General features: G+C 59.0%; 19 protein-coding genes. 6 read left to right on the forward strand and 13 right to left on the reverse strand.

Translation table 11 applies throughout. The features are described 5' to 3' along the window. Positions 1-128 precede the first annotated feature (128 nt). From KGB06_RS09680 to KGB06_RS09695, 4 genes are all read left to right on the forward strand, one after another. Positions 129-1,133 carry a DUF6708 domain-containing protein gene (locus KGB06_RS09680; protein ID WP_223514574.1) on the forward strand — a complete coding sequence of 335 codons (1,005 nt, stop codon included), beginning with the start codon at positions 129-131 and terminating at the stop codon, positions 1,131-1,133. A gap of 17 nt (positions 1,134-1,150) precedes the next feature. Continuing rightward, entirely contained in the window at positions 1,151-1,336 is a 186-nt protein-coding gene (locus KGB06_RS09685; RefSeq protein ID WP_223514576.1) for a hypothetical protein, read from the forward strand. After that, positions 1,329-1,547, forward strand: a complete 219-nt coding sequence (locus KGB06_RS09690; RefSeq protein ID WP_223514779.1) for a hypothetical protein — start codon at positions 1,329-1,331, stop codon at positions 1,545-1,547. The genes KGB06_RS09685 and KGB06_RS09690 overlap by 8 nt, the downstream gene beginning before the upstream one ends. A gap of 251 nt (positions 1,548-1,798) precedes the next feature. Then, the gene (locus KGB06_RS09695) at positions 1,799-2,512 is read left to right on the forward strand and encodes a hypothetical protein (protein ID WP_223514578.1); all 714 of its coding nucleotides are present in this window, start codon (positions 1,799-1,801) and stop codon (positions 2,510-2,512) included. Positions 2,513-2,620: 108 nt separating this feature from the next. Here KGB06_RS09695 and KGB06_RS09700 read toward each other — a convergent pair whose 3' ends face one another. The 11 genes from KGB06_RS09700 to KGB06_RS09750 all read right to left on the reverse strand — a co-directional run bounded on the left by KGB06_RS09700 (position 2,621) and on the right by KGB06_RS09750 (position 14,221). Continuing rightward, positions 2,621-3,265, reverse strand: a complete 645-nt coding sequence (locus KGB06_RS09700) for a methionine ABC transporter permease (protein ID WP_046031334.1) — start codon at positions 3,263-3,265, stop codon at positions 2,621-2,623. Further along, positions 3,255-4,376: a methionine ABC transporter ATP-binding protein gene (locus KGB06_RS09705; RefSeq protein WP_223514580.1), complete on the reverse strand. Its 1,122-nt coding sequence runs from the start codon at positions 4,374-4,376 to the stop codon at positions 3,255-3,257. The genes KGB06_RS09700 and KGB06_RS09705 overlap by 11 nt, the downstream gene beginning before the upstream one ends. Positions 4,377-4,378: 2 nt before the next feature. Further along, positions 4,379-5,188 (reverse strand): MetQ/NlpA family ABC transporter substrate-binding protein, encoded by an 810-nt coding sequence (locus KGB06_RS09710; protein ID WP_223514582.1) that lies wholly within the window; start codon positions 5,186-5,188, stop codon positions 4,379-4,381. A gap of 128 nt (positions 5,189-5,316) precedes the next feature. Further along, positions 5,317-6,675: an LLM class flavin-dependent oxidoreductase gene (locus tag KGB06_RS09715; protein WP_223514584.1), complete on the reverse strand. Its 1,359-nt coding sequence runs from the start codon at positions 6,673-6,675 to the stop codon at positions 5,317-5,319. Further along, positions 6,675-7,868, reverse strand: a complete 1,194-nt coding sequence (locus KGB06_RS09720; protein WP_223514586.1) for an SfnB family sulfur acquisition oxidoreductase — start codon at positions 7,866-7,868, stop codon at positions 6,675-6,677. Before KGB06_RS09720 ends, KGB06_RS09715 begins: the two co-directional genes overlap by 1 nt. 38 nt (positions 7,869-7,906) lie before the next feature. After that, positions 7,907-9,148, reverse strand: a complete 1,242-nt coding sequence (locus KGB06_RS09725; RefSeq protein WP_223514588.1) for an SfnB family sulfur acquisition oxidoreductase — start codon at positions 9,146-9,148, stop codon at positions 7,907-7,909. Between the two features lie 403 nt (positions 9,149-9,551). Beyond that, a complete protein-coding gene (locus KGB06_RS09730; protein WP_223514590.1) occupies positions 9,552-10,316 on the reverse strand; it encodes a hypothetical protein in 765 nt (254 codons plus the stop codon). A gap of 492 nt (positions 10,317-10,808) precedes the next feature. Continuing rightward, positions 10,809-11,564, reverse strand: coding sequence for an L-cystine ABC transporter ATP-binding protein TcyN (gene tcyN, locus KGB06_RS09735; protein WP_223514592.1), 756 nt, complete (start codon positions 11,562-11,564; stop codon positions 10,809-10,811). A gap of 4 nt (positions 11,565-11,568) precedes the next feature. After that, entirely contained in the window at positions 11,569-12,234 is a 666-nt protein-coding gene (tcyL, locus tag KGB06_RS09740; protein ID WP_007949224.1) for a cystine ABC transporter permease, read from the reverse strand. Continuing rightward, positions 12,234-13,028: a cystine ABC transporter substrate-binding protein gene (gene tcyJ, locus KGB06_RS09745; RefSeq protein ID WP_223514594.1), complete on the reverse strand. Its 795-nt coding sequence runs from the start codon at positions 13,026-13,028 to the stop codon at positions 12,234-12,236. Before tcyJ ends, tcyL begins: the two co-directional genes overlap by 1 nt. A gap of 200 nt (positions 13,029-13,228) precedes the next feature. Then, positions 13,229-14,221: a D-cysteine desulfhydrase gene (locus tag KGB06_RS09750; RefSeq protein WP_223514596.1), complete on the reverse strand. Its 993-nt coding sequence runs from the start codon at positions 14,219-14,221 to the stop codon at positions 13,229-13,231. Positions 14,222-14,412: 191 nt separating this feature from the next. Here KGB06_RS09750 and epsC point away from each other — a divergent pair, with 191 nt between their 5' ends. Then, positions 14,413-15,339 carry a serine O-acetyltransferase EpsC gene (gene epsC, locus KGB06_RS09755; protein ID WP_223514599.1) on the forward strand — a complete coding sequence of 309 codons (927 nt, stop codon included), beginning with the start codon at positions 14,413-14,415 and terminating at the stop codon, positions 15,337-15,339. A 428-nt stretch (positions 15,340-15,767) separates the two neighbouring features. Then, complete coding sequence (betT, locus tag KGB06_RS09760; RefSeq protein WP_223514770.1) at positions 15,768-17,723, forward strand: choline transporter BetT; 1,956 nt, start codon at positions 15,768-15,770, stop codon at positions 17,721-17,723. A 16-nt stretch (positions 17,724-17,739) separates the two neighbouring features. Here the strand turns inward: betT and KGB06_RS09765 are convergent, their stop codons facing one another. Continuing rightward, entirely contained in the window at positions 17,740-18,000 is a 261-nt protein-coding gene (locus tag KGB06_RS09765) for a hypothetical protein (protein ID WP_223514602.1), read from the reverse strand. Between the two features lie 137 nt (positions 18,001-18,137). Then, complete coding sequence (locus KGB06_RS09770) at positions 18,138-18,872, reverse strand: SDR family oxidoreductase (protein ID WP_223514605.1); 735 nt, start codon at positions 18,870-18,872, stop codon at positions 18,138-18,140. Positions 18,873-18,905: the final 33 nt, after the last annotated feature.

The raw sequence follows: 18,905 nt of genomic DNA on the forward strand, positions 1-18,905 counted from the left end.
TGGATATCCGCAGCCAGCGACCCAGTGCCGGGGAACTGCGGGTCAAGGGTTTGAATGAAACTTTGTTCCTAGCCCCGTTACCGGTGTACACCGGGCAGGTGCAAGTGTCCCTCCGTAACTTTTCGCAGATGAATGAAACCTATCTGGAGCTGGGCGGGAACAACCGGGGGATGGTTGAGCAGGGGAAGATCCTGGCATTTGGAATCTGGTTGCCTTTGCTCACTGCATTTGTAGCCCCCAGTTTCGTAATCATGCAGGGGGTGCTTTTCTATCCAGAAAATTTCCCTACACCGTTCAATGATTTCATCGATGCGATCAAGGTATTTTCTAGTTACGCACTTCTATTCATCCTCCCAATTGGAGCCATGGTTTACGGGATGCTCTCCGGCGTCTTCGCCGCGGCCAAAAGCTACCCGGTTCGGTTCAACCGCCAACGCCGCGAAGTCTGCTACATCGACGACACCACCCACCGCGTCCTGATCGTCCCCTGGGAAAGCGTGGTGGCCTGGGTCGCGAGCAGTCAGGGCATCACCAGCTACGGCGCCATGCGCGATCACACCTTTGGCATGGGGCTGGAAGACGAAGAGCACGACACCGTGCAGTTTGTGCTCTCGGCCCAACCTAGCGATGCCCATGCATTGGGCATGTGGACGTCCATTCGTAACTACATGGAAGAGGGGGAGTTGGTGGATGCGCCCAACCCCATGCTCGTCATTTTGGGACTGACGCCGACCGAGGATGAACTCAAACCCTATGAGGGCCTGCATACCTTTGAGATCGAACGTAAAGGCGCACGCTTCATGGGTTCTTTAGATGACGATGGCGCGCACCTAACCGCCGAACAGCGACACCGTTACGGCTACGGAAAACGGACGCGCTGGCCTTTGCGCTGGTGGTACATCAGAAGAGTGCTGGTGTTCTGGAAAATGCCCTACCTGATCGCCGAATGGGCCCACCGCAAGGGTCGCCCGACGCTGCCCGAACAGGTGCAGGCCTGGTCCCAGCCGCTGCCCCCCGAACAATGGGCCAAACCCAGCCCGGCACTGCAAAAAGCCAACGCACAGGTGAAAACCGCCATGGACAAAAAAGGCGTGAACTTTGTCGATGCCTGCAAAGCGGCGGGGCTGCATTGAGTACGTCGGATTTCTCCTTGGCCCTCCGTATGGATGACCCACTGGAAGCCGAGCGTAATTTGTACATTGCGACGGAGCGCGGTGTACGCCTGCCGGCCAAGGGTCAGTTCAAACTCGACCCGGTGGAAAGCTTGCCGAGCGGTACCGGCAAGGCCCCTTTCTGGTTGTTTACCCGAGAAGAAATGGCGACGGTCGATGTTTAGGAAACTGTTCAAGCGAAAAAACCAATCCCCGGCGCCAGAGCTCGCACCGGATATTCGCAGCTTGCCTTATCCCGAGATCATCGAATGGTCAAAACCACTCTCCCCGGAACAGTGGGTCAAACGGTCCCCGGAGATGGAACAAGCCATCGCCAAACGCGAGGCTGAACTGGCCACGATGGTCGAGCAACCGTTGCTGTTGGAAAGGTCTTAGAGACTGTCATGCCTGCACCTTCCTCCATACCAATCCCCGGACACGCTGATTTACCGGATTACGACGTGTGCCTCCCGGCGAATCTGCGCCCCGACGCCAATCGCTTGATCCGCTATCTGCACGAGTTGCCGTATCGGCGAGTGAAGTACTGCCCTTGGTGTGGCAATACCAACTTGACCCGCCAGACTCATCTGGTCCGGCAACGACTCCCGCGTTACTACTGCTGTTCCTGTCGCAAGAGCTGCAACAGTTTGAGCGATTCGCCCTTTGCACACCTGCGCCGGATGGACCTGTGGTCAACGTTTGCGGTGTACCTGCTGGCCGGTTGGTCCAGCGTCCGGAAAGCGCCTCGTTTGAGGGTGAACCACAAAGTCTATTTCAGTTGGGGGCAGGCGGTCCGGGAGGTCATGGCTGAGGAGTGTCCAGAGCTGCACCAGTGGTGGACGACACGTCATTACCGGGAAAATCTGCAACCACCCGAGCACATTGCGGCGCAACAGCAAGCAGTCATCACCTGGATCGAGACGACGTTGAATGCCCAGCACGCGACGTGCCCCAGATGTGGCGGGACGAGGACCTACCGAATTAAAGGTATTCGCCCGAAGTTCAAATGTGATCCCTGCGTGACCTGCTTTTCCATTCTGTCCGGGACTCCGCTGGCCGGGATGATTCGAGCTGAACTGTGGGTCGATTTCATGAAAGGGGTGATGGATGGCGAAAGTATCCACGATCTGAAACGGCGCTCAGGTTTGGGCATGGGCGGTAGTACACGCTGGCGTGAGCAGTTTTTGTTATTGATCGAAGCGTTGGGGCACCCTGAGCTGCTGGGGTGGATCACCTGGATGCGCAGTCGTCGGCACAATGAAGTGTCCACCTTTGCGCGCCAGGGGGCGCATTTGGACAAGGCCACGCGCTCCATCTATCCACAAGGGACGCGAAAGGGCAGGTTTGTTTCCCAAAAATAAGAACTGCGCTTTTTGAATTTTCCTTTCTCGCGTTATTTACGCGACAGCGCGGCGTCGAAGACGGGGAGGGGACTCCCTCGCCACAAAGGCCCTTTAACCGCACCGTATTCAACGCTTGTTGAGCCCCCGCGCCAACCGATCCCCGCCAAGCTGAATCACCGCCACCAACACCACCAGCAACACAATCACCGTCAGCATGATCTGGCTGTCAAAGCGCTGATACCCATAGCGATAGGCGATGTCGCCCAATCCGCCGGCGCCAATCGCCCCGGCCATGGCCGACGAGTTGATCATGGTCACCAGAGTGATGGTGAAACCGCCGACAATCCCCGGCAGCGCTTCCGGCAGCAGCACATGCCAGACAATGTGCCAACGCCGACATCCCATCGCCTGCGCGGCCTCGATCAAGCCGAAATCGACCTCGCGCAAGCTGACTTCGGCAATCCGTGCAAAGAACGGCGTCGCGGCGATGGTCAGCGGCACGACGGCCGCCCAGACGCCATACGTGGTGCCGACGATGAGTCGGGTAAACGGAATCAGCGCCACCATCAGAATCAAAAACGGAATCGAGCGGAACAGGTTCACGAACGCGCCCAATGCGCGATTCAGCGTCGGTGCTTCGTAGATGCCGCCCTTGGAACTGGTGACCAGAAACACCGCCAGCGGAATACCCACCAGCAGCGCGATCAATGACGACACGCCGACCATCAGGAAGGTATCGATGAAACCTTGCAGCAAGCGATCAAACCACATAACCCAGCACCTCCACCTGTTGCGCCCACTGGCTGGCGCGCTGGCACAAGTCTTCGGCATCCAAAGTCGAGCCGGTGACCGCCAACAACAATTGCCCCAGCGCATGGCCCTGAATCCGTTCCACGCCACCTTGCAGCAACTTCACCCGTCCGCCGAGGGCGGCGAACAATGCCGCCAGATCCGGTTCGTCGCTGGCGCTGCCGGTGAACTGCAAACGCAGCACGACAGCGGCGTCCGAGGATTGCGGTTGTGGGCGCAAACGGCTTTGCAGTTCTGCCGGCAGGGCGTGTTGCAGGGGGGCGAGCAAGGTCTTGCTCACCTCATGCTGCGGGTTGCCGAAGACTTCCCACACCGGCCCTTGCTCGACGATTTTGCCGTGTTCGAGCACCACGACGCGGTCGCAAATATCGCGGATCACTGCCATCTCGTGGGTGATCAGGACGATGGTCAGACCCAGGCGCTGGTTGATCTCGCGCAGCAGGCCGAGGATCGATTGAGTGGTCTCCGGGTCCAGCGCCGAAGTGGCTTCGTCGCAGAGCAAAATCGCCGGGTCATGCACCAACGCGCGGGCGATGCCGACGCGCTGTTTCTGCCCGCCGGACAACTGCGCCGGGTAGGCTTTGTGCTTGCCTTGCAGGCCCACCAGTTCCAGCAGTTCACGCACCTTTTGCTCGCGCTGCTCCTTGGGTACACCGGCGACTTTCAGCGGCAGTTCGACGTTCTGCCACACCGTTTTGGCCGACATCAGGTTGAAGTGCTGGAAGATCATGCCGATCCGTCGACGCAGCGCCACCAGGCGATCTTCATCGAACTCGCCGATGTCCACCTGATCGATCAGCACGCGGCCGGTGCTCGGTTGCTCCAGACGGTTGATGGTGCGGATCAGCGACGACTTGCCGGCACCGCTGCGGCCGATAATGCCGAACACTTCGCCGTGCTGGATTGCCAGGTCGATGCCGTGCAACGCCGCCACCGGACCTTGCTGGCCGTTGTAGGTTTTACCCAGACCGATGAAGCGCACATGAGCCCGATTGAGCTCCGGGTGCAGTTCGGTGTGTTGAGCGTTTTTGAGCTCTGGAATCTCCAGTCGCCGTAGGGTGGCTGCCGTCATGCTCAGCTTTCCCAACCGGCTTGATAGAGCTTGCCGTGGGCCTTGTCCAAGGCTGCGCGAACCGCTGGCGAGTGCTGATAAATGTCGACGAACTTGATCAGGCGCGGGTCGGTTTTGCTCTTGGGCTGGATCACGAACTGGATCACGTATTCCTTGTGGTCGAGGCCGTCGAACAGCAGGGCAGAGCCGGCATCGAAGGTCTTCGCCAGGCGGATATAGGCCGGGTAGCCCTGGACCAGATCAGCATCGTCATAGGCGCGCACCAGTTGCACGGCTTCGACCTGAAGGATTTTGATGTTCTTCGGGTTAGCGATGATGTCGTCTTCGGTGGCCTTGTAGCCGACGCCCGGTTTCAGTGTGATCAGGCCGGCCTTGGCCAACAGTTGCAGACCGCGACCGCTGTTGATCGGGTCGTTGGCGATGGCCACGCTGGCGCCTTGCGGGAGTTCTTCGAAGCTTTTGTATTTCTTCGAATACAGGCCGACGTTGTTGATGATCCCCGGCGCGAACGGCACCAGGTCAAAACCGGAAGCGGCCTTGGCATTTTCCAGGAATGGCACGTGCTGGAAATAGTTCACGTCGATGTCGCCGGCTGCAAGGCTGACGTTGGGAGCGATCCAGTCGCTGAACTCCACCAGGTCGACTTGCAGGCCTTGTTTTTTAGCTTCTTCGACGGCGGCTTCCAAGGGGATGGCGAAGGCGGCGGTGGTGCCGATTTTCAACGGCGCGTCGGCGGCGAATACCGCCGAGCTGAACAGGCCGAGGGCCAGGGCCAGTGCTTTGACTGGTTGAGAGAGATAGTTCTTGGTCATGATGGTTATTCCAGTCAGGGCATTAGATGTGGGGTGTTTGTTAGGGCCTCATCGCTGGCAAGCCAGCTCCTACAGGGTTTTGTGAACGCCACAGATCCACTGTAGGAGCTGGCTTGCCAGCGAAGCTTTTAGCGGCGAAACGCCGATCCGGTGTGTTGCTCAGGCAAATGCGCTTCGCCCTGAAACAGCTTCTCCCGCAAGCTGCCCTGGTCATAAGCGGTCTTGTACGACCCTCGGCGCTGCAACTCCGGGATCACCAGTTCAATGAAATCCACATAGCTTTCCGGGGTGACAATCCGTGTCAGGTTGAAGCCGTCCAGGCCGGTTTCGGCGATCCAGGATTCCAGTTCGTCCGCCACTTGCTCGGGCGAACCGACCACCGTGATGTAGCGGCCACCGAGGGCGTGTTGCTCGAGCAATTTGCGGCGGGTCCAGTCGTTGTTTTGCAGGTTTTTGGTCGCCGACTGGATCGCGTTGCTCTTCACGTACTGGATCGGTTCGTCGATGGTGTATTCGGAAAAATCGATCCCGGTCGACGCCGAAAAATGCGCGACGCCGGCCTCGGCACTGGCATAGCTCATGTACTCGGCGTGCTTGGCCCAGGCCAAGTCTTCAGTGGCGCCGACAATCACGTTCAGGCCCATGAACACCTTGATGTCCTCGGGATTACGCCCGGCCTCGACGGCGCTGGCGCGAACCTTGTCCACCTGGATTTTGGTCAACGGTTTGTTCTGGCCGCTGATGAACACGCACTCGGCATGGCGCCCGGCGAACAGCAAACCGCGATCCGAACTGCCGGCCTGGAACAACACCGGTGTGCGCTGCGGTGACGGCTCGCACAGGTGATACCCCTCGACTTGATAGAACTCGCCCTTGTGCTCGACCTTGTGCACTTTCTCCGGTTGCGCGTAGATCCGCTGCTCGCGGTCGTTGAGCACCGCGCCGTTTTCCCAGCTGCCTTCCCAGAGTTTGTAGAGCACCTCCAGGTATTCATCGGCCTGGTCGTAACGGCGGTCGTGCTCGACCTGCTCGCTCAGGCCCATGGCCTGGGCGGCGCTGTCGAGGTAGCCGGTGACGATGTTCCAGCCGACCCGGCCACGGCTCAGGTGATCGAGCGTCGACATGCGCCGGGCGAACAAATACGGCGGTTCGTAAGTGAGGTTGGCGGTCAGGCCGAAGCCGAGATTTTTGGTCACGGCAGCCATGGCCGATACCAGCAGCAGCGGGTCGTTGACCGGCAGCTGGATCGATTCTTTCAGCGGCACATCGACCGAGTTCTGGTAGACGTCGTACACACCAACGATGTCGGCGATGAACAAACCGTCGAACAGCCCGCGCTCCAGCAGTTTCGCCAGTTCGGTCCAGTATTCGATCGTCTTGTACTGCGTGGAATTGTCCCGTGGATGCGTCCACAGGCCATGGTTGATGTGCCCGATGCAGTTCATGTTGAACGCGTTGAGCAGGATCTTCTTTTTGCCATTGGCCATCAGATGGTCCCTCGTAATGGAGGGTTTTCATCGTTCAGGTAGAAGTTGCCCACCGCGTGATATTTCCAGCGCACCGGGTCGTGCAAGGTGTGTACGCGTGCGTTGCGCCAGTGGCGATCCAGTCCGTGTTCGATCAACGTTGCCTGGCTGCCGGCCAGTTCGAACAGCGTGCTGCCGGCGGCGAGGGATATTTCGGTGCTGATGGCCCGGGCTTCCGCGACGGCAATCGAGGCGGCGGCGACGGTTTCGGCGTTGGTTTCGGCTTGAGCCTTGTCGAGGAATTCGCCGGAGCGTTCCAGCAGGGCTTCGGCGGCGTGCAGGCGAATGCTCAAGTGACCGAAACTTTTGAGGGTCAGCGGGTCGTCGGTGGCTTTTTCATGAGTAGCATCAATCCACGGCCGGGTTTTGGTCCGTACAAAATGCAGCGCATCTTCATAGGCTGCGCGGGCGATGCCGGTGTCGATGGCGGCGTGGAGGATCTGCGCCAGCGGGCCGACGGTGGTCGGACGTTCGAAAGCGCTTTGGAACGGGATCACGTCCTCGGCTGCCACATACACGTCGTCGAACACCACCGAACCGCTGCCGGTGGTGCGCTGGCCAAAGCCGCTCCAGTCGTCGATGACCGTCAGGCCTTGGCTGTCGCGGGGGACGAACGCCAGTTGCTGCACGCCGTTTTCATCCACCACCGAAGTCGGGATGCGTTGTGCGTAAATCGCGCCGGTCGAGTAGAACTTGCGACCGTTGATGCGATAGCCGTCACCGTCGCGTTTGAGGCTGGTAACGCGGTCGTGAGCGGTTTTCGTACCGAGCTCGGCGAGCGCATTGCCGAAGCGCTGGCCGGCCAAAACTTCGGCATACAGGCGTTGTTTTTGCTCATGGCTGCCGTTCACTCGCAGCACTTCAAGGGCATAGAAATGGTTTTGCGGGATTTGCCCGAGGGAACCATCAGCCTGGGCAATCAAGGCGATCACCTTGGCCAGCGTCACGTTGGACACGCCGGCGCCGCCATACTCCTTCGGTACGCTGATACCCCAGAGGCCTGAGCGGGAAAACACCTCCAGCTCCGGGTGCGGCAAACGGCGTTCACGGTCGCGTAGTGCGCTGTCGCGTTTGAAGTCGTCGGCCAGATCACTGGCGACGACAAGGGCTTGCTCATCGCTGGTTATGACCGCGACGTGGTGAGAAAAAGTCATGTGTTTCTCCAGAGATCTGGTCAAAAGGGTACTGGTCGTCAGATCCAGGAATGCCGCGCCGGCAAGGTGCCGTTGAGGTGATAGGTGCCGACTGCGTGATATTTCCAGCGCACCGGGTCGTGCAGCGTGTGCACGCGGGCGTTGCGCCAGTGGCGGTCGAGGTTGAATTCGGCGAGGGTGGCGCGGCTGCCGGCCAGTTCGAAGAGCTTTTCGCTGGCCAGCAGCGAGATCTCAGTGGTCAGCACTTTGGCTTCGGCCACGGCAATCGAAGCGCGGGCCGCCGACTCTGCCGTAAGTGGCGCGGCGTTGACCTGATCAAGCACATGCCCGGCCTTGCGCAGCAGCGCTTCGGCGGCGTGCAACTCGATTTTCAACTTGCCGATATCCGCAATCACGTAAAGGTCATCACTGGCTCGTTCAACCTTGGCGTCGATCCACGGACGCGCTCGGGTTTTCACGAACGCGATGGCATCGTCGATGGCCCCGCGGGCAATCCCCGCATCGATCGCGGCTTGAATCAGTTGCGACACGGCGCCCTGGAGGTTCGGCTTCTGGTTGATCTTCCAGTTATCCACCACCAGTTCGGCATCGACCTGCACGTTGTTGAGCAAAATGGTGCCGCTGGCGGTGGTGCGCTGACCGAAGCCCGACCAGTCATCAACGATGCGCAGCCCCGGCGTGCCGCGACGGACGAAGGCCAGCACTTGCTTGCCGTCATCGTTCAACGCTTTGACCGCGACCCAGTGGGCGAACAGCGCGCCCGTGGAGTAAAACTTCTGGCCATTGAGGACAAAACCGTCGCCGTCGGCGGTGATTCGCGCCTTGAGTTCCAGGGTGTTTTTAGTGCCGCGCTCGGGGCCCGCATTGCCGATGCGCCAGCCGTCGAGCACGCTTTTGAACAGCTGTTTTTTCTGCGCTTCAGTGGCGCTGCCCAGTACCAGGTTGAGAATGCCGAACTGGTTCTGCGGGATCTGTCCCAACGCCGGGTCTGCCGCGGAAATGATCGCGAAAACATCGGCAATTGTGACGAACGAAACCTGTGGGCCGCCGTATTCACGCGGGATGGCAATGCTGCCTAAGCCGCTACGGGTGAACTGTTCGATTTCCGACCATGGCAACTTACGCTGGCGGTCACGTTTGGCCGCGTGAAGACGGGCGACGTGCGCCAGTTCATGGGCGGCTTCGATGGCTTGAGCGTCGTTGCGCAAGACCTGTGCGGGCAACAACAACGGGGCGACGTCCAGATCACTGTGGACGATTGCATCTGCCAGACTGGACATCAGTGCCGCTCCTTGGCTGCACGCAATGCCCTGGCGATCTGCACTGGGGTGATTGTGTTCCGGACCATACCTACCTCACATCTCATGGGATCGTCGCGTGGGTTGCGACGAATAAAAACAAGAATGTCCGGTGGTCCGGTGTATATACCCTAAGCGCGTATAAAAAATTAATAAACTAACTTTTAGGAATATACATAGAAGGGGTGTCGCACACCCATTTGATGAGGTGGCACATACCCCCGTAGCAGCTGGCGAAGCCTGCGTCCGGCTGCGAAGCAGTCGTAAATCCTCAGTCCGCGATCAACCTGAATGACCGCATCGCTTGATTTTGCGACTGCTGCGCAGCCGGACGCAGGCTTCGCCAGCTGCTACAGGATCGAGCTCTCCCAGTGCCACAAGGATTTCAGCGTTTGCGGGGTTCAGCCGCCATCAGCAACTCCTTTGGCCGAACCTTCAGGTACGGATTGGCGCAGCCAATCTTCAGCCAGCGTGGCGGCGCCCAGCGCGAGTTGTTACCCACGCGGTCGAGGATGCAATACGTCACTTCCAGCCGCAGGTCTTCGCCGGCTTCGAGGATTATCGCCGGCGGCACCCAGACCTGAATGGGCTGGCCCACCTCGCTTGACTTGAGTCGGGGCAGGTCCATGCGCACGTCGCCCCAGCGCAAGGTGATTTCGTCGTCGGTGGCCATGTTCAGGTAAGGCTCGATGGTCAACGGTACGCCGCGCTTGATCTGGTTTGGGTTGACCCCTTGGCGGCGGATGGTCTCGGGGATGCCCACGGGCGCCAGGCTTTGGTTTTCGTCGCCGCACTGGGTTGATAGCGGGCCGCCAGGGCAATCCAGTTTGATCTGGACACGCGTCGCCGGTGACAGCGCAGGCCCTTGCCCAACTTGCATGATCTTGTAGTGGATGCGTGCGCAACCGTTGGCAATGAAGCTTTCCGGCACTCGCAGACTGAGCACGTTGCCGCGGTCGTCGGCAGTCAGCACCCTGGAGGCGACGTAGCAGTTGTTCCAGTACAGTTCGATGAGGTCGCCTGCGTCCATCCCGGGGTAGGGCGCCACGTCGATCATAAGATGAGCCGCCGAAATCATGTTGACGCCGGCCTTGTGCGATTGCGCCAGGGTCGGGGCCGCAAGTTCGGGTGTGTTCGAAATGCTTGTCATGGGGGTTTCTCCTTGAAGCCTTGCAGCGAAGTTCCGTTTCTGAAAGATCAAAAGGCGTGCATTACCCAGCAACAAATCTGCTTATTATTTGAATGTTAAATAATGCTGAAGTGCAAAGGTTTACGCCTGTTGGTGACTAGATAAGAGTGCGCTTGAATAGGTGTCAATAGAGCTTGCTAGTTAAGTGTTGGATCTCCTGTTATTCAGAATAATCCTACAGGCTGAAGTTAATATGCTGCATCGCGCTGTCGAACATGGCTACGAATTTAGCGGTGTTCGACGCAGATGGTGGCTTGGGCTCGCTCGGCGGCGAGCGTCGGGTTTAGCGAATTCTAGGCGAGAAAGATCTGTTGCAGGACATATATATGTACCGCACAAGGCATCAGTTGAATTATTTAAAGTGCGAGTGTGGCGAGTAGGCCGGAAGAGATTTTGCTGGCGGGATAGTTGTCACTTCCGTCCATGGAAGTTAACAAGTAGTGATGATGCTTCTCAGGCGTGAGTGTTGTTCAGAAACTTGCTGAGGAACTGTTTTGTCCGCTCTTCTTTCGGATTGGCAAACAACGCTTTTGATTCGCCTTGCTCGACGATTACTCCCTTGTCGAAAAACACCACGCGATTGGCCACGTCCCGGGCGAAGCCCATTTCGTGGGTGACGATGACCATGGTGCGTTTCTCCTCGGCCAGGCCGCGGATAGTCGCCAACACTTCACCGACCAATTCCGGATCGAGCGCCGAAGTCGGCTCATCGAACAGGATCACTTCCGGCTCCATCGCCAGCGCACGGGCAATCGCCACACGCTGTTGCTGACCACCGGACAGGCGTCGCGGGTAAGCATCTTCCTTACCCGCCAGACCGACCTTGGCCAAGAGCTTTTTGCCCAGGGCAACGGCTTCGGCGCGGGGGATCTTCTTTACGATGATCGGGCCTTCGATGACGTTTTCCAGAGCGGTGCGATGCGGGAACAAGTTGAAGTTCTGGAACACGAAACCGACGTGTTGGCGCAAGCGTCGTACCAGGCCTTGCTGCTGGTTCAGCGGACGGCTGCCATCGATCTCGATGTCACCGACCTTGATCCGGCCGCTGGTGGGCTCTTCGAGAAAATTCAGGCAACGCAGAAACGTGGTTTTACCCGAGCCGCTAGGCCCGATGATCGCCACGACTTCGCCTTCCTTCACTTGCAGATCGATGCCGTTGAGCACGACTTGACCCTTGAACTGCTTTGTCAGTTTTTCCACGACAATCATGGGGTCAGGACTCCTGGTCGTGCCGATTGACCCGCTCTTCCAACTTGTTCTGCAGGTGCGACAGCACCGTGGCCAGAATCCAGTAGATCAGCGCGGCGGCAAGATACATGGTGAAAATTTCAAAGGTGCGAGCGGTAATCAGCTGCGCCTGACGGAACAGTTCCGGCACTTGAATGGTGGCGGCCAGCGCCGTGTCCTTGACCAGTGAAATGAAGCTGTTGCCCAGCGGCGGCAAGGCCGTGCGCATCGCTTGCGGCAGGATGGCCCGGCGCAGGGTTTGCGCACGGGTCATGCCGATACTCGCGGCAGCTTCCCACTGGCCGCGCTCGATGGAGCTGATCGCGGCACGGAGGATTTCGCAGGCGTAGGCGGCCATGTTCAGCGAGAAGCCGATCAGGGCCGCCGGCAGCGGATCAAGTTCGATACCCAGTTGCGGCAAGCCGTAATAGATCACGAACAGTTGCACCAGCAACGGCGTGCCGCGAAAGAACGACACGTAGATGCGGGCGATCCAGCTCACCAGCTTGAAGCGCGACAGGCGCATCAGCGCCAGGCCGAAACCCATCACCAGACCGAAGAACATCCCGCCCAGGCTGAGGATCACTGTGTAATACGCGCCCTTGAGCAGAAAGGGCGCGGAATCCAGTGCGAGTTGGAAAGCTTCTTCCATTATTGAGTGACGTCAGCGCTGAAGTATTTTTCCGAAAGCTTTTTCAGCGTACCGTCGGCACGCAGCTTGTCGATGGCCTTGTCGATTGCGGCAAGCAACTCAGGCTCGCCTTTGCGCAGGGCAATACCGGCTTCCTGGCGGGAGAACGCTTCGCCGGCGGCGGAAGTGTCCTTGGCCTTTTTGGCGTATTCCAGCGCAGCGAGGCGGTCGATCAGAATAACGTCGATGCGGCCGACGCGCAGGTCCTGGAACTTGGTCGGATCATCGTCATAGGTTTTGATGTCGGCTTTTGGGACGTTTTCCTTGACCCATTGCTCGTAGTTGGTGCCCAGGCCTACTCCGACTTTCTTGCCAGCCAGGTCGGCGGCGGTCTTGACGGTGTCTTTGTTCTTGGTCAGGGTCAGCGCCTGAATCCCGGAGACGGTATATGGCGTGGAGAAGTCATACTTCTTCTTGCGCTCTTCCGAGATGGTCACCTGGTTGATCACCACGTCCAGACGCTTGGATTCCAGCGCTGCGAGGATGCCGTCCCATTTGGTTGGTTGCAGTTTGGCCTTCACACCCAACTCTTTTGCCAGAGCTTCAGAGAATTCGACTTCGAAGCCGGACAGTTTGCCGTCGGCGTCGACGAAGCTGAACGGTGGATAAGTGCCTTCCAGACCGACGTTGATCACGCCAGCGTCCTTGATTTTTTGCAGTTGCTCACCGGCAACCGCCTGGCCCAGCAACCCGGCGCTCAGTGCCAGGCCCAGTGAACCGACCAGCAGGTTTCGACGTAATGCGGAAAAATTCATGACAAGCCCCTGTGTTTTCTTATGGAAGACGCTTTTAGGAATGTTGGCAAAATCGGGAGTTGGACGACTGCATATCCTGCCCTAAAGCAGCATATGCGTCTCGCTGCAAATTCGCCTGCGGCGCGACTATATGACGACACCTTTAGATTGGAAAATACTGAATGCTGCTCTCGTTATTCCCCAATCGTATAGATGATCGGCTACAAAAAGTCTTTGTAGGCAAACAACGCGGGTGCGCCACCGGTGTGCAGGAAGATAATCGGCCCCTCATCGAAGCGCCCTCGTCCAATACCATCGAGCAACCCGGCCATGGCCTTGCCGGTGTAGACCGGGTCCAGCAGTAAACCTTCCTGGCTCGCCAGCAGTTTCACCGCCGCCAGTGTTCCGGCATTTGGCTCGCCATAGCGTGGGCCGAAATATTCGTCCCACAGTTCAATTTTGAAACTCGCTGGCAGCTGCACGCCCAGCAGTTCTGCCGTGCGCTCGGCGAGGCCCTGGACTTTCGGTCGCTGATCTTCATCGCTACGGGAAACCGTGACCCCGATCACTGGCAATTCCGGCAGTGCTTCACTCAGCGCCAGCGCCAGACCGCTGTGGGTGCCGGCGCTGCCCGATGCGAGGACCACGGCGGCAAACTTCAGGCCGGTGTCCTTGATCTGTTCGGCCAGTTCCAGCCCGGCGCGTACATAACCCAACGCGCCCAACGCATTCGAACCACCAATCGGCACCAGGTACGGCTTCTTGCCGTTGTTGCGCAGGAGCTCGGCCAGGGCTTGTAATTGCTCGTCGGCGTTATCGAGGTTTTCCACCAACTCGACCTTGGCATCGAACAGGTCCAGCAACAGGCGATTGCCGTTGCCGACATAGTTGGCGTCGTCGGTGCCCAAAGGGTTTTCCAGCAACGCGACGCAACCCAGACCCAGTTTGGCGGCAATGGCAGCTGTCTGGCGTACATGGTTGGACTGGAGCGCTCCCGCGGTGATGAGCGTGTCGGCACCTTGTGCCAGTGCATCGGCGGCGAGATATTCAAGCTTGCGCAGCTTGTTGCCGCCCATTGCCAGCGGCGTCAGGTCATCGCGTTTGACGTACACATCGCGGCCCAGCCAGGTCGACAAACGTTCAAGTTTTTCCAGGGCGGTAGGGTGGCCGAGTAAATCGAGACGGTTAAAGCGAGCGAGCTGTTGTTTGATCATGGGTCCGTACTGGCGCAGAAAGATTGTCAGGACTATAGGCACGCCCATTTGCCTGGGCAACCGCCAATCGCTTATAGCCAAAGATTCTGAGCTCTGCACAATTGGTTCTTAATTCGGCCTCAAGACCTTGCCGTAAAGTAAACGCCGTCAGTGCGGCCAGACAGTCCGGCCGCCCGTGAGGAGTTTTTACCGTGAGCGAGCGTTCCAGTCATTGGCAATTGCAGACCATCGTCAGCCAACTGCGCGCGGCGCGTGACGAGTGGCGCGCACAAAATGGTCGTGCCAGCACCGAGCAGGGCGGGCGTGAATTACCTTCGCGTGCGGCCATGGCGCAGATTCTTGAAGCGCTTTGCGGGGCGCTGTTCCCGATGCGCCTAGGGCCGGTGGATTTGCGCGAAGAGAGTGAAAACTTCTACGTCGGCCACACCCTTGATGTGGCGTTGAACGCGCTGCTGGCGCAGGCACGGCTCGAATTGCGCTATGCCGCTCGCCACAGTCAGCAGGCGGACGCTGAGATCGAGGCCAACACCATTGCGATCATTCAGGACTTCGCGCTCGCCTTGCCAGGGCTGCGCAGGTTGCTGGATAGCGATGTGCTGGCGGCCTATCACGGTGACCCGGCGGCGCGCAGTGTTGATGAGGTGTTGCTCTGCTACCCGGGCATTCTGGCGGTGATTCACCATCGCCTGGCCCACCATTTGTACCGCGCCGGGTTGCCGTTGCTGGCGCGCATCAGCTCGGAAATCGCTCACTCGGCCACCGGTATCGACATTCACCCTGGCGCGCAGATCGGTCGCAGCTTCTTCATTGATCACGGGACGGGCGTGGTGATCGGCGAGACCGCGATTATTGGTGAGCGGGTGCGGATTTATCAGGCGGTCACGTTGGGCGCCAAGCGTTTCCCGTCTGATGAGGACGGTCAGTTGCAGAAAGGCCATCCGCGCCATCCGATTGTGGAGGATGACGTGGTGATCTATGCCGGAGCGACGATTCTGGGGCGGATCACGATTGGCAAGGGCTCGACCATCGGCGGCAATGTCTGGCTGACCCGCAGCGTGCCGGCGGGGTGCAACCTGACGCAGGCGAATTTGCAGCATGATGATGGGACGCAGAAGTAAGTCGCGAAATCTGCGCTGACTGATCCGCCGCCATCGCGAGCAGGCTCGCTCCCACAGGGTTTTTGTGGTGTTCACAATGATGTGGGCTGACACAAATCCACTGTGGGAGCGAGCCTGCTCGCGATTGGTTTCAAGCCGGACCGAGATAATGGCATTCAGCCAATTCTCCACTGAACGAATCCTCAAAACCCCGCGTCATTTCCATCCTTGAGCTAGCTTACAAGCACGACCGCCGAGCCTCGGGATTAGTCCTTAGCCCCCTATCCATGTTTAACTTGAACGTTCATTCAAGTTAAACCGGCGGTTCGCTGCCCGCTCACAACAGGAGGCTTGCCTTTGCTGAGTCCGATTTCTACAGCCACGTTTTACCCCATCGAGGTGCACGTTTCATGAGTGCATCGTCCCTTCCTCCCAGCGGCCTGATCCGCATGAACCCGCCGGTGTTCTACTTCTCGGCGAGCTTCATTCTGCTCTTCGGCATTGTCGTTATCGCCATGCCTGAACAGGCCGGTGCCTGGCTGCTGGCGGCGCAAAACTGGGCGGCCAATACGGTCGGCTGGTATTACATGCTCGCGATGACCCTGTATCTGGTCTTCGTGGTGGTCACCGCCTTGTCCGGCTACGGCAAGATCAAGCTCGGTGCCGACCACGACGAACCCGAATTCAGTTACCTGTCCTGGGCCGGCATGCTGTTCGCCGCCGGAATCAGCATCACGCTGTTTTTCTTTTGCGTATCCGAACCGCTGACCCACTTGGCGCAACCACCGCAAGGCGAGGCCGGTACGGCGGATGCGGCACGTCAGGCGATGCAGATTCTGTTTCTGCACTGGGGCCTGCACGGCTGGGGTGTGTTCGCCTTTGTCGGCATGGCACTGGCTTATTTCGCTTACCGACATAACCTGCCACTGGCCCTGCGTTCGGCGCTGTATCCGCTGATCGGCAAGCGCATCAACGGCCCCATCGGTTATGCGGTGGACGGCTTCGGCATCATCGCCACGGTGTTCGGTCTCGGTGCCGACATGGGTTTCGGTGTGCTGCACCTCAACTCAGGGCTGGATTACCTGTTCGGCATCGCCCACACCCAGTGGATTCAGGTCGGCCTGATCACGTTGATGATGGGCGCGGCGATCATCGTCGCCGTGTCCGGCGTCGATAAAGGCGTGCGGGTAATGTCCGACATCAACATGCTGCTGGCCTGCGCGCTGTTGCTGTTCGTGTTGTTCGCCGGCCCCACGCAGCACCTGCTCAATACTCTGATCCAGAACGTCGGCGACTACCTCGGCGCTTTGCCGATGAAGAGTTTCGACCTGTACGCTTACGACAAACCCAGCGACTGGCTCGGTGGCTGGACGGTGTTCTACTGGGCCTGGTGGATCGCATGGTCGCCGTTCGTGGGCTTGTTTATCGCGCGGATTTCCCGTGGCCGCACCATCCGCGAATTCGTCTTCGGCGTGCTGTTGATCCCGCTCGGCTTCACCTTGGCGTGGATGTCGATTTTCGGCAACAGCGCCATCGATCAGGTGCTCAACCACGGCATGAGCGCGCTCGGTATGTCGGCCATCGACAACCCGTCGATGACCCTTTACCTGCTGCTGGAAACTTACCCGTGGAGCAAAACCGTGATCGCCGTGACGGTGTTCATCAGCTTCGTGTTCTTTGTTACCTCGGCTGACTCCGGCACGGTGGTGCTGTCGACGTTGTCCGCCAAGGGTGGCAACCCGGATGAAGACGGGCCGAAATGGCTGCGGGTGTTCTGGGGCGCGATGACGGCGCTGGTGACCAGTGCGCTGTTGTTCTCCGGCAGTATCGATGCGTTGAAGTCGGCGGTGGTGCTGACCTCGCTGCCGTTCTCGCTGATCTTGCTGTTAATGATGTGGGGGCTGCACAAGGCGTTCTACCTGGAGTCCCAGAAGCAGATCGCGCAACTGCATTCCCTGGCGCCGGTGGCCGGCTCACGACGCGGTGGCTGGCGTCAGCGCTTGAGTCAGGCGGTGCACTTCCCGTCCCGGGATGAGGTGTACCGTTTTCTCGATACAACAGTGCGGCCGGCGATTGAGGAAGTGTCGGCGGTGTTCGTCGAGAAGGGTTTGAATGTGATCACGCAACCGGACCCGGCCAACGACAGCGTCAGCCTGGAAATCGGTCACGGTGAACAGCATCCGTTTATTTATCAGGTGCAGATGCGCGGCTATTTCACGCCATCCTTTGCCCGAGGCGGCATGGGGTCCAAACAACTCAACAACCGCCGTTACTACCGGGCAGAAGTGCATTTGAGCGAAGGCAGTCAGGACTACGATCTGGTGGGTTACACCAAGGATCAGATCATTAACGACATCCTTGATCAGTACGAGCGGCATTTGCAGTTTTTGCATTTGGTGCGTTAGCCGAGCGGGGCCTGTTTCAGGCCTCGGCGCTCATCACCATGAACAGCACCAGCGCTGCCACCGGCACACTGAACACCGCCGTGCCGATTGCCAGTTCTGAACTCAGGGGGTGGCCGGCAGTGACCACGCCGATGGCACCGTTGATCACCGTCAATGCCAGCCACAGGACTACAAAGCTGTAGGTCAGTGTCTGGCGGCTGAAGCCGATTTTCTCGCCGATGAACAGCATCATGGCGAGGAGGGCCAGGCCGAAGGTGATGATGATGGCTGTGTGCATGGCGGGTTCACCTGGTCGTTGTTTGTTGCCTGATAGACCGCTATCGCGAGCAGGCTCACTCCTACAAGGATCACCGCGATTCCTGTAGGAGTGAGCCTGCTCGCGATGGGGTCACTGCGGTCTTCACTTGAGCATAGTTAAACCAACCCACCATTAGCGCGCAAAATCTGCCCATTGACCCAGGCCGAATCCGGCCCCACCAGAAACGACACCACGCGAGCAATATCCTCCGGCTGACCCAGGCGCTCCAGCGGAGGCATCTTGGCGAAGTTTTGAATCTGTTCTTCACTTTTGCCGTGCAAAAACAACTCGGTCGCAACCGGCCCTGGCGCCACGGCATTCACGGTGATATTGCGCCCGCGCATTTCCTTGGCAAACACCTGAGTCAACGATTCCACCGCCGCTTTGCTGGCGATGTACACCGCGTAACCCGGCAAGTTCAGGCCGACGGTGCTGCTGGAGAAGTTGACGATGCGCCCGCCACTGTTCAATCGCGTCGCCGCTTCGCGCAAGGTGTTGAAGGTGCCGCGTGCGTGGATGTTGAAGGTTTGCTCGAACAATTCATCGGTGTGTTGCGCCAGTGGCATCACCTTTAGGATGCCGGCGTTGTTGATCAGCACGTCGACTTTCCCCAGTTGTGTTTCGGTCTCGTCGAACATCCGGCGCACGTCGTCAGCGTTGGCCACATCAGCCTTGATCGCTATGGCTTGATGGCCGGCCTGGCGCAATTCCACCACCAGGGCCGAAGCTTCGGTGGCGCTGCTGGCGTAATTGATGGCGACGGCGAAACCGTCGCTGGCCAGCTGTTTGGCAATCACGGCGCCGATACCGCGGGAGGCGCCGGTGACGATGGCAACTTTCTGAGTAGTCATGAGGTTGATTCCTGATGAGATGGTTGGCTTGGT

It is taken from the genome of Pseudomonas sp. GL-B-19, from assembly GCF_019956415.1.
Lineage (GTDB): Bacteria > Pseudomonadota > Gammaproteobacteria > Pseudomonadales > Pseudomonadaceae > Aquipseudomonas.

Coding starts and splice junctions, on each gene's coding strand:
- KGB06_RS09680 (WP_223514574.1), top strand. CDS start 129: ATGAATGAAACCTATCTGGAGCTGGGCGGGAACAACCGGGGGATGGTT.
- KGB06_RS09690 (WP_223514779.1), top strand. CDS start 1,329: ATGTTTAGGAAACTGTTCAAGCGAAAAAACCAATCCCCGGCGCCAGAG.
- KGB06_RS09700 (WP_046031334.1), bottom strand. CDS start 3,265: ATGTGGTTTGATCGCTTGCTGCAAGGTTTCATCGATACCTTCCTGATG.
- KGB06_RS09705 (WP_223514580.1), bottom strand. CDS start 4,376: ATGACGGCAGCCACCCTACGGCGACTGGAGATTCCAGAGCTCAAAAAC.
- KGB06_RS09710 (WP_223514582.1), bottom strand. CDS start 5,188: ATGACCAAGAACTATCTCTCTCAACCAGTCAAAGCACTGGCCCTGGCC.
- KGB06_RS09715 (WP_223514584.1), bottom strand. CDS start 6,675: ATGGCCAATGGCAAAAAGAAGATCCTGCTCAACGCGTTCAACATGAAC.
- KGB06_RS09720 (WP_223514586.1), bottom strand. CDS start 7,868: ATGACTTTTTCTCACCACGTCGCGGTCATAACCAGCGATGAGCAAGCC.
- KGB06_RS09725 (WP_223514588.1), bottom strand. CDS start 9,148: ATGTCCAGTCTGGCAGATGCAATCGTCCACAGTGATCTGGACGTCGCC.
- KGB06_RS09730 (WP_223514590.1), bottom strand. CDS start 10,316: ATGACAAGCATTTCGAACACACCCGAACTTGCGGCCCCGACCCTGGCG.
- tcyN (WP_223514592.1), bottom strand. CDS start 11,564: ATGATTGTCGTGGAAAAACTGACAAAGCAGTTCAAGGGTCAAGTCGTG.
- tcyL (WP_007949224.1), bottom strand. CDS start 12,234: ATGGAAGAAGCTTTCCAACTCGCACTGGATTCCGCGCCCTTTCTGCTC.
- tcyJ (WP_223514594.1), bottom strand. CDS start 13,028: ATGAATTTTTCCGCATTACGTCGAAACCTGCTGGTCGGTTCACTGGGC.
- KGB06_RS09750 (WP_223514596.1), bottom strand. CDS start 14,221: ATGATCAAACAACAGCTCGCTCGCTTTAACCGTCTCGATTTACTCGGC.
- betT (WP_223514770.1), top strand. CDS start 15,768: ATGAACCCGCCGGTGTTCTACTTCTCGGCGAGCTTCATTCTGCTCTTC.
- KGB06_RS09765 (WP_223514602.1), bottom strand. CDS start 18,000: ATGCACACAGCCATCATCATCACCTTCGGCCTGGCCCTCCTCGCCATG.
- KGB06_RS09770 (WP_223514605.1), bottom strand. CDS start 18,872: ATGACTACTCAGAAAGTTGCCATCGTCACCGGCGCCTCCCGCGGTATC.